Raw genomic sequence first — 9273 nt, 5'->3', positions numbered from 1 at the left:
ACATTGCCAGGCTCCAAATTGTAGAAAGCCCGAATTTAACGATTCGGGCTTTTTTACGTCTGCAGAAAAGTGAAATGGCTTTATGAAGAAAGTTGCTTTGCGAGTATGTTTGTTGTGTTTCTAAACAGTTGTTCTAATTGCTTTTTGCCGCTGAGATTTAAATTTTTAATAAGTTGCTCATCGGTATGGTGTTGTAAAACTGTTTGAATTAAAAGTTGCTGCTGATTGGCTGCTATCCTAGTAATTATAACAGGATTTTGGCTAATTAAACGCCAGAGAGTGGGTGAAATAGTAAAGCGGTTACTGCTGAGTTGCTGTGTAAATAACCTTAACGTATCAGAAGCTATTACCTCATCATTAAATGAGCGCAGTAATGTGCTAACCAGTTGCCATTCTAATGACTTAAAGTGGCTTAATAGGCCATAAAACAGCTCGTATTGAAACTGTTTAATCAGTGACTGTAAACTTTGTTGTGGTGCATTAAGAGATTTAACAACTAAAGTTGCGTGCTCAGCAGTGCTTTTGTCGCGTTGGTAACCTAATTTAACAGCATTAAAGCCTAGGCTTTGCCAAAATTTTAGCAATTGTGCAGTGGCACCAAAACTAGCACCAAACCAAGTACATTGTTCTTTTACTTGTGACTCGCTATAGCTCAGTAATGCTTTTCCTAGGCCACAATTATGTGAGCTTGGATCAATTGCAATACGGACAACTCGCGCACTTAAATGAGTTAAAAAATCACTGTTAAAGCTCAGTTGTGCAAGTGTTTGCGCCATTAAATGCCCTTGTGGGCGGCGCTCACCACTTATAACTTGCTCAGTAAGTTCTTCACTTAAACCGCCTTCTATCGCGATTAAGCATACACCCACTAATTGCTTGTCTATTTTGCTGATAAATATGCGTTGCGATGGCGCATCTAACAACTGGCGTAAATCATTCACACTACTTTGATAATGAGCAAGTGCAAGTAAAGCAACGACTTGGCACAATAGTGCTTCATCAGTTACGAGTTGTTGCTGAGTTACTTCACTATGCTTAGGAATCTGCGATTTATTGCTATTAGTCTCTTGATACTGTGCATCAAGTGCTAATAAACTGCGAATATGCTGCTCAAGTGGATCGTGCTTAGCAAAGCGCAATGGCTCATCAAGAGTAATTACTTTAGAAGCTTTGTAGTGGTTTTTAATATATTGACTAAAGCGAATTGTATAGCCTCTACCATTGCCTTCATAACCTACTAAGGTGCTTGCAAATACAATACGAGGATAATGCGCTAACATGCTTAATAACATAGGCACTGGGATAGCAGCAGCTTCATCTACTAAGAGTATGTCACACTCGGGAAGCTCATTTAACAGAGCGTCTGGCGCAATATATTGCATGTTAGCAAGCTGTTTTTGTAATGGATCGTAATTAACATTTAGCTGTGCAGCTAAGTGTTTAAAGCTGCTGTGTGTTGCTCTAAATTGAGTGGCGCAAATAATTACATTTTTATCAGCTAATTTTGCGGCTGCTAGGCCTAATGCGGCTGACTTTCCTCGCCCTCTATCTGCATTGATCAGTAGCGGTCTATTGGCGCGACCATGAGCTACTTTTACTATTTGTGCTACGCAGTTTTTCTGCGGTTCAAAATCAATATTACTGTGCAGGACATAGTTATAATTATTATTGATGCAGCCAAATTCTTCACTGTAATGCAAGGCCGGTAAGCTTTTAATAATAGAGCTGAAACGCTGATTGAATAAACTATATTGATTGCTGTGGCCATGAGACTGGACACTTTTTAATGCGGGATCTTGCCAGTTATTTAGGTTACCCAGCTCAGGAAGTAATACAAACAATACTCCGCCAGCTCTAACTGTACCAGCAATTGCGGCCAACTTATCGGGGTATAAGCCACTAAAGCCATCGTAAATGGCGTGGGTAAATTCTTGTCCTAATATTTGGTGAATGTGTGCAGGCCATTGAGCATTTTTAAGTGCACAATGTTTAGATAGAGTAAGTGTATTAGTATTTTGTACTAGTGAGTTTGTCAGCTCATAGCACCAATTATCATTGCCAGTAACAAGCACTAGCTGGCGGTGATGCGCGCCAGCTAATTGTTGTTCTAGTTGTATGAGTTGCTTTTTATATAGCTTGTAGTCTTGCATATGCCGTTACTAACCACTTACTACCTAAATCATCAAAGTTGACTTGTACGCGAGATTGCGCACCCGCACCTTCGTAATTAAGTACTGTACCAATACCAAATTTAGCATGCAGTACACGTTGCCCCAAGTTAAAGCCGCTATCTTCAAATGCAGCGTGACTAACTGATGCGCTAAAACGCCCTGCAGCGGGTGGTCGAGATACTTGGGTTTTAATACGAATTTCTTCAACACAGTCCTCGGGAATTTCCCGTAAAAAGCGCGATGGTGTATGGTATTTTTCTTGTCCATATAAACGACGGCTTTCGGCATGGCTAATATATAGTTTATCCATAGCGCGGGTCATACCTACATAACAAAGGCGGCGTTCTTCTTCTAAACGGCCAGACTCTTCATTACTTTGTTGAGAAGGGAACATACCTTCCTCTACGCCAACCATAAACACTAACGGAAATTCTAAACCTTTAGCTGAGTGCAATGTCATCATTTGTACGGCGTCTTCGTGCTCTTCTGCTTGTCCTTCACCAGATTCAAGCGAGGTATGCGCTAAAAAGCCTTGTAGAGGAGAGCTATATTCTTCTTCCTCAGGCAATTCGTACTGATCGCAAGCGCTAATAAGTTCTTCTAAGTTTTCTACTCGGGCACGGCCTTTTTCACCTTTTTCGGCTTGGTACATTGCCATTAACCCAGAAGTTTGAATAACGTACTTAGCTTGCTCATGTAGCGTTAGATCGCTAATTTTATCTTCAATATGCTCTACTAGTTCGACAAACTTACTCACTGCACCAGAAGCGCGGCCAGATAAATGTTGTTGCTCTACAATTGCTTTTGCTGCATACCAAAGTGGTAACGATTCGGCGCGTGCACAGTCGCGTATATGGCTTAGCGTTTTATCGCCAATACCACGAGCTGGAGTATTAATTACTCGTTCAAATGCAGCATCGTCTTGACGGTTACCTATTATGCGTAAGTACGACAGGGCGTCTTTAATTTCTTGGCGTTCGAAGAATCGCATGCCGCCATAAATACGATACTTTAGGCCTTCTTGTAGCATGGCTTCTTCGAGTACACGTGATTGCGCATTACTTCTATATAAAATAGCCGCATCTTGCAGCGCATTGCCGGCATTTAACCAACTACGCAGTTTACTACTTACAAAACGCGCTTCGTCTAGCTCGTTAAATGCGGCGTAAATAGAAATAGGTTCGCCCTCGTTACCGTCGGTCCATAAGCTTTTACCCATACGCTCTGAGTTATTTTGGATCAGGGCATTTGAGGCTTTTAATATAGTGGCGGTAGAGCGATAGTTTTGCTCAAGACGAATGGTCTCTGCGCTAAAGTCAGTTAAAAAACGTTTAATGTTTTCTATTTTTGCACCGCGCCAACCATAGATACTCTGATCGTCATCGCCAACAATCATAATACTATTGGAGTCGCCAGCAAGTAGTTTTAACCATGCGTATTGTATGGTGTTGGTGTCTTGAAACTCGTCTACTAACATGTGTGCAAAGCGCTGTTGATAATGGCGCAGTAGTGTAGGGTTATTTTTGAGTACTTCGTAGCTGCGCAGTAGTATTTCGGCAAAATCGACTAAGCCTGCTCTGTCGCATGCTTCTTGATACGCCGCGTACACGCGCAGCATCATTTGCTCGTTAATATCGTAGGCTTGAATATCTTTAGGGCGAAGTGCTTCATCTTTTTTAGCGCTTATGTACCAACCAAACTGTTTAGCGGGCCATTTTTTATCATCAATATTCATCGATTTTAATAAACGTTTGATCATACGTAGCTGATCGTCTGAGTCTAAAATTTGAAATGCTTCGGGTAATTTTGCTTCACGGTGGTGCGCGCGTAAAATACGGTGCGACAAACCATGGAAAGTACCAATCCACATACCACCAACCGGCGCTTTTAGCGTCTCTTCAACGCGAGTACGCATCTCTTTAGCTGCTTTATTAGTAAAGGTAACCGCAAAAATACTATACGCTGAGGCTTGCTCAACTTGCATTAGCCAAGCAATACGATGAACCAACACTCGTGTTTTACCAGACCCAGCACCTGCTAATACCAGCATGTTTTGTAGTGGGGCTGCAACGGCATCGCGTTGTTTGTCGTTTAAGCCATCGAGTAATTGTGAAACGTCCATCGTTACGCCTTTTTAATCAATAATGCGGGCAGTATAGCAGGTGTTTTTGTTAGGCTAAATAAAATACTGTTTTTATACACAGCTATTCATAAAATTATGTTCTAAACTAGTAGCTTGATAGCGAATCAAAAATGGAAAAGGTTAAAAAGATATAATAAAAATTGCTAATTTGACCTCAATTTAGTAAAAATCACCACAGCGTTAAACTGATAAAAATACAACTATATGATTTGTAACATTTATTAAATTGGCATAGAGTGTGTAAGTAATTCTATAGCTAAAATATAAAAATTAAATAAACTACAGAGGTTAGTATGTCAGGACAAGGTTCAGGCGGTAACGTAATCGCAGCATTATGTAATATATTTTTCCCGGGGTTGGGGCAGCTAGTGCAAGGGCGTATTCTTGCCGCGCTTATATTCGCTATATTATTTTTTGGTGGTGCGGCATTATGGTTTTTAATTGTGCCAGGAATAATTGCCGCTATTGTATATGTTTGGGCAATTATTGATGCAGCACGTTATAGATCGTGACGTAATTAATATTAAAGCTTTATAAAATAGCGCCTTTTGGCGCTATTTTGCTTTTTAGCGTCTGCAGCTATTTACGTATATAATTGCGCAACTAACGATTTAAAAGCGATACGTATGGAATATCAATTTATTCGCGATCCAATTAGCGGATTACGCATTAAAATAAGTAGCGAGCATGCCATAATTGGCCGCTGGTTAAACGAAGAAATAGGCAAAGATAAAATAGCTATGGTGCAAGCGCTTATTGCATCGGTGAGTTCAAGCTTTGAGCCTTTAATACTAAAAGGCCAAGAAATAGATTTAATTTTAACGAAAGACGAAGCTCTATTTGAAGCCCATGCTCTGCACCAAGACAGCGAAGATCTTATGGCTTATCAAGATGACGATTTAGCGCTTGAAGAAAATGGCCTAAGCAGTGGTTGTGGTTTTGAAGATTTTATAGACCTAATAAACTCATGGCATGAGTTTACGACTTCAAGATAAACATAGTTAGCACACTAATGAAAATATACAGCAATGCACAACAAGCATTTTATCTGTATTATTCTGTTTATAAACTTATTAAAAGTAGAAAGTAAAAATGAGAAATATTGATTTAAAAATTATAGATAACCGTCTAGGTACTGAATTCCCATTACCAAAATATGCAACTGAAGGTTCTGCTGGTATTGACCTTAGAGCTTGTATTGAAGCTGAACTAGTTTTAGAGCCAGGGCAAGTTGAGCTTATTCCATCTGGTTTTGCTGTACATATGAAAGATAATAGCCTTGCCGCGACTATAATTCCTCGCTCTGGTTCTGGTCATAAGCATGGTTTAGTCATGGGGAACTTAGTCGGATTGATTGACTCAGACTACCAAGGACAAATATTTATTTCTCTTTGGAATCGCAGCGCTAAAACATACACTGTTGAAGTAGGTGAAAGAATAGCTCAACTTGTATTTGTGCCAATTGTACAAGTAGGTTTTAACGTTGTTAACGAATTTGATGCAACTGAGCGCGGTGAAGGTGGTTTTGGTAGTTCAGGTAAAAGCTAACTAGAATACTAAGGATAGTTTATGATACTTGCAAAGGACTTAGAAAATAGAAAAATAGATATAGCTCCCTTATGCTCTGACTCGGTAGAGCAAGTTTCCGTCGATCTTAGTATCGGTTCTATGTACAAGAAAGCAGGAGATACTGATTGGAGACATATCACAGATAAAGTTGTGATTTCGCCAAATAGTTGTTTACTTATCTGTACAGAACAGACAATAAAGATGCCGAACAACGCTTTTGCATTTCTATCTTCTAAAGGCAGTCTTGGTGCCAAGGGGATTCTTGTTGCTAATACTAAGGTAGATCCTTTATTCGAAGGAAAGTTACACATACCGGTTTTTAACGTAGGCAATAAAAAAGTATCTCTATCTACAAAGGATAAATTTTGTTCCCTCACATTTTTGACAACGGAACATCCAATTATTGGTAACAGTACAAGAAATGCTGTAAATATTGAACCTAGTGATACAAGCAAGTTTAAAGACTTCTTTAGTAATCATACCCCACATGTGATAACGGGAGTCGTATCTATTTTAACATCTGTAATAACAATTTCTCTAACATATCTACTTACAAAGGCATGAGAAGATGATCCTTACGCAAGTCGCACTTAAGGCGCTAGTTGAAAATAATGCGGTGGTTAGACGAAATCAGGACGTTGTGGTTGACACAACGTCAATAGGGCTACATTTAGATAATCAGTTTACTAAATATGCGCCTTATAATGGTGAAGCTTTCACTCCGCCCAGAAAAATGGAAACAACGACGACTACGTTGGGTGAAGGACAAAATATTATTCTTCCACCTAACGGTAAGTTGCTTGCCTGTACACAAGAAGAGGTTTCATTACCTAATAATCGGTTTGGATTAATACAAACAAAAGGCTCAATCGCCCGTGGTTTTTTATTTGCTCACGTCTGTGATGGTCAAATCGACCCTGGTTACAGAGGGAAGATTACTCTGGAATTAATTAATATGAGTGAATTTTATTATAAGTTGATTCCTGGTATGCCTATAGCTTCTCTATTTCTTTTTGAAACAGACACTGATGTATCAGGTTATGATGGGCGCTACCAAAATTCAATGCATCCAACAGCTATGGCTTAGTAGTTCGTTATCCTTACAACTAAATTAGCTTGCGATAGTCGGTAACATTTAAGTAATCGGCTATATCGTTATGTGGTTGCTGGCTGTCTGGGTTTGCAACCGCAAGCAAGTGTTCAATACCATATTGGCGTGCTGCGTTGAGCACAGGAACACTATCATCAACAAAAAGCGTACGGCTTTTGTTAAATCCTAAGTCACTTTGCACCTGTTGCCATAAGCTTTGTTGCTCTTTACTTACCCCATATTCATGAGTCGATACGACTCCATCTAAGTAGTTATCAATTGCAGTTTGCTCAAATTTAAGCATTACACACTCAGGGTGGGCGTTAGTAAGTAAAATTAACTCTTTACCTGCTTTTTTAAGTTCAGTTAAAAAGTACGGCACATCGTCGCGCACTTTTATTAAGTGCTTAGATTGTCGCTTTAGTTCCATAATAGGTAGGTTTAACTGTTGCTCCCAATAATCTGAGCAATACCATTGTATTTTTCCGCTAACGGCTTGGTAGCGTTTTGAAATATCCGCTTGCGCTGCTTCAAAGCTAATATTTTTTGCTAATGCGTGCTGTTGTGGAATAACGTTAAGCCAAAAATGGCTATCGTAATGTAAATCGAGTAATGTTCCATCCATATCGAGTAAAACTGTATCGATTTTTGACCAATTTAGCATGGGCTTTTCCCTGTGAAAAGTTTATGATTAAGCACAACTGCCATGATAGCAAATTAACGCCAATGACACAGAAAAAGCACCCAATACCACCGCAAATCCTCAGTAATAAAGTTGTAGCTAAAAGTCGCTTATTTACCGTGGAATCTTTAGAACTTAAATTCTCTAATAACGAAGAACGTCAATATGAGCGAATTCGTGGCGGCGGGCGAGGTGCAGTAATGATTGTGCCGTTAACTAAAGATAACGAATTACTACTAGTGCGAGAATATTGCGCTGGTATTAACGACTATCAACTGGGTTTTCCTAAAGGGTTAATTGACCCAGGTGAAACACCAGAGCAAGCCGCTAACCGTGAACTTAAAGAAGAAGTTGGTTTTGGTGCAGATTACCTAAAACGATTAAAAGCGGTATCTATAGCGCCAAGTCATTTTAATACCACCATGCACATTATGGTCGCTAAACAATTGTATTCACAAACATTGCCCGGTGATGAGCCAGAGCCACTGGTCGTTGTTAAGTGGCCATTAACCGATTGGCGGTCATTATTAACACAAGACGATTTTACCGAAGCACGCAGTGTAGCTGCTTTATTATTATTAGATCAGTATTTAGCATCAGGAGTCATTGATGAATAAATTACTAGAGCCTTGTATATTATTGGCTGAGCGTGCTGGTGATGCCATTATGGCTATTTATAAAAATGGCGATATTGGTAAAGAGCAAAAGCTAGACAACACACCTGTTACTAAAGCTGATCTTGCTGCTAACGACGTGCTTGTGGCTGGTTTAGAGGCGTTAGCACCCAATATTCCTATTATGTCAGAAGAAACACCGATCCCAGCATTAGCCGACAGGCAGCATTGGCAACGTTATTGGTTGCTTGATCCTATGGATGGTACCGGAGAATTTATTTTAGAAAGTGGCGACTTTGCGGTAAATATAGCACTCATTGAAAATAACCAACCTGTACTGGGAGTTATTCATTGGCCAACAAAAGGGGTAACCTATTTTGCGAGCGCCGATAATGGGGCGTTTAAGCGTAAAAATGGTAGCGACAAGCAAATATTTGTAGCCTCACCCGATAACTTAACGGTTGCAGTAAGCCGCCGCCAAAAAATTGAAGCAGTGAGCCAGTACCTTAACGCCCAATTTACTACTGTTGCTTTAGGGTCATGCTCTTTAAAGGCATGTATTGTTGCAGAGGGAAAGGCCGACTGTTTTTTAAGAATCGGCCCTACTGGTGAGTGGGATACGGGCGCATCACAAATTATAGTTGAGCAAGCTGGCGGCAGTATTACCGATGCAGAGTTTAACCCACTAACTTATAATCAGCGTGAAAGTACTGAAAACCCAGACTTCATTGTAATGGGACACCCTGATTGGGAGTGGCAAAAAATGATTAATCCACACTAAAGGGAATACTTACAACATCAACTGCCTGCTTTTTGTTCACTTGAACAATAATAATAACTAAAGCCTTGCATTATATGTTTATTCCTATATAGTAGCGCTCTCTTCAAGGCAGGCTCGTAAATATTACGGATTTGTTTTAAAGAAATTACAGGCGCGGGATGGAGCAGTCTGGTAGCTCGTCGGGCTCATAACCCGAAGGTCGTCGGTTCAAATCCGGCTCCCG

10 protein-coding genes are annotated in these 9273 nt (G+C 40.0%); 7 read left to right on the top strand and 3 right to left on the bottom strand.

The features are described from left to right. Window positions 1-80: 80 nt before the first annotated feature. Complete coding sequence (locus AAEY55_RS17695) at window positions 81-2150, bottom strand: GNAT family N-acetyltransferase (protein WP_350552516.1); 2070 nt, start codon at window positions 2148-2150, stop codon at window positions 81-83. Further along, window positions 2128-4293 (bottom strand): DNA helicase II, encoded by a 2166-nt coding sequence (uvrD, locus tag AAEY55_RS17690; protein WP_058372303.1) that lies wholly within the window; start codon window positions 4291-4293, stop codon window positions 2128-2130. The genes AAEY55_RS17695 and uvrD overlap by 23 nt, the downstream gene beginning before the upstream one ends. A 314-nt stretch (window positions 4294-4607) precedes the next feature. Here uvrD and AAEY55_RS17685 point away from each other — a divergent pair, with 314 nt between their 5' ends. From AAEY55_RS17685 to dcd, 5 genes are all read left to right on the top strand, one after another. Further along, window positions 4608-4826, top strand: coding sequence for a hypothetical protein (locus AAEY55_RS17685; RefSeq protein WP_011326845.1), 219 nt, complete (start codon window positions 4608-4610; stop codon window positions 4824-4826). Between the two features lie 114 nt (window positions 4827-4940). Then, window positions 4941-5309 carry a YacL family protein gene (locus tag AAEY55_RS17680; protein WP_350552513.1) on the top strand — a complete coding sequence of 123 codons (369 nt, stop codon included), beginning with the start codon at window positions 4941-4943 and terminating at the stop codon, window positions 5307-5309. A gap of 97 nt (window positions 5310-5406) precedes the next feature. Then, window positions 5407-5862, top strand: a complete 456-nt coding sequence (gene dut / locus AAEY55_RS17675) for a dUTP diphosphatase (protein WP_350552511.1) — start codon at window positions 5407-5409, stop codon at window positions 5860-5862. A 21-nt stretch (window positions 5863-5883) separates the two neighbouring features. Continuing rightward, window positions 5884-6447, top strand: coding sequence for a dCTP deaminase domain-containing protein (locus AAEY55_RS17670; protein ID WP_350552508.1), 564 nt, complete (start codon window positions 5884-5886; stop codon window positions 6445-6447). A gap of 4 nt (window positions 6448-6451) precedes the next feature. Beyond that, window positions 6452-6970, top strand: a complete 519-nt coding sequence (dcd, locus tag AAEY55_RS17665; protein ID WP_350552505.1) for a dCTP deaminase — start codon at window positions 6452-6454, stop codon at window positions 6968-6970. A gap of 19 nt (window positions 6971-6989) precedes the next feature. Here the strand turns inward: dcd and yrfG are convergent, their stop codons facing one another. Beyond that, the gene (yrfG, locus tag AAEY55_RS17660; protein WP_011326848.1) at window positions 6990-7637 is read right to left on the bottom strand and encodes a GMP/IMP nucleotidase; all 648 of its coding nucleotides are present in this window, start codon (window positions 7635-7637) and stop codon (window positions 6990-6992) included. Between the two features lie 62 nt (window positions 7638-7699). On the opposite strand from yrfG, the gene nudE reads away from it, so the two are divergent. Next, on the top strand, window positions 7700-8272 hold the full coding sequence (nudE, locus tag AAEY55_RS17655) for an ADP compounds hydrolase NudE (protein WP_350552519.1): 573 nt from the start codon (window positions 7700-7702) through the stop codon (window positions 8270-8272). Continuing rightward, window positions 8265-9050, top strand: a complete 786-nt coding sequence (gene cysQ, locus AAEY55_RS17650) for a 3'(2'),5'-bisphosphate nucleotidase CysQ (RefSeq protein ID WP_011326850.1) — start codon at window positions 8265-8267, stop codon at window positions 9048-9050. Before nudE ends, cysQ begins: the two co-directional genes overlap by 8 nt. The last annotated feature ends 223 nt before the right edge of the window (window positions 9051-9273 follow it).

The organism is Pseudoalteromonas sp. 120-MNA-CIBAN-0494, from assembly GCF_040308885.1.
Classification (GTDB): Bacteria; Pseudomonadota; Gammaproteobacteria; order Enterobacterales; family Alteromonadaceae; genus Pseudoalteromonas; species Pseudoalteromonas nigrifaciens.
The sequence above is the reverse complement of the archived record's forward strand: the minus strand, read 5'-3'. Positions and strand labels throughout refer to the sequence as shown.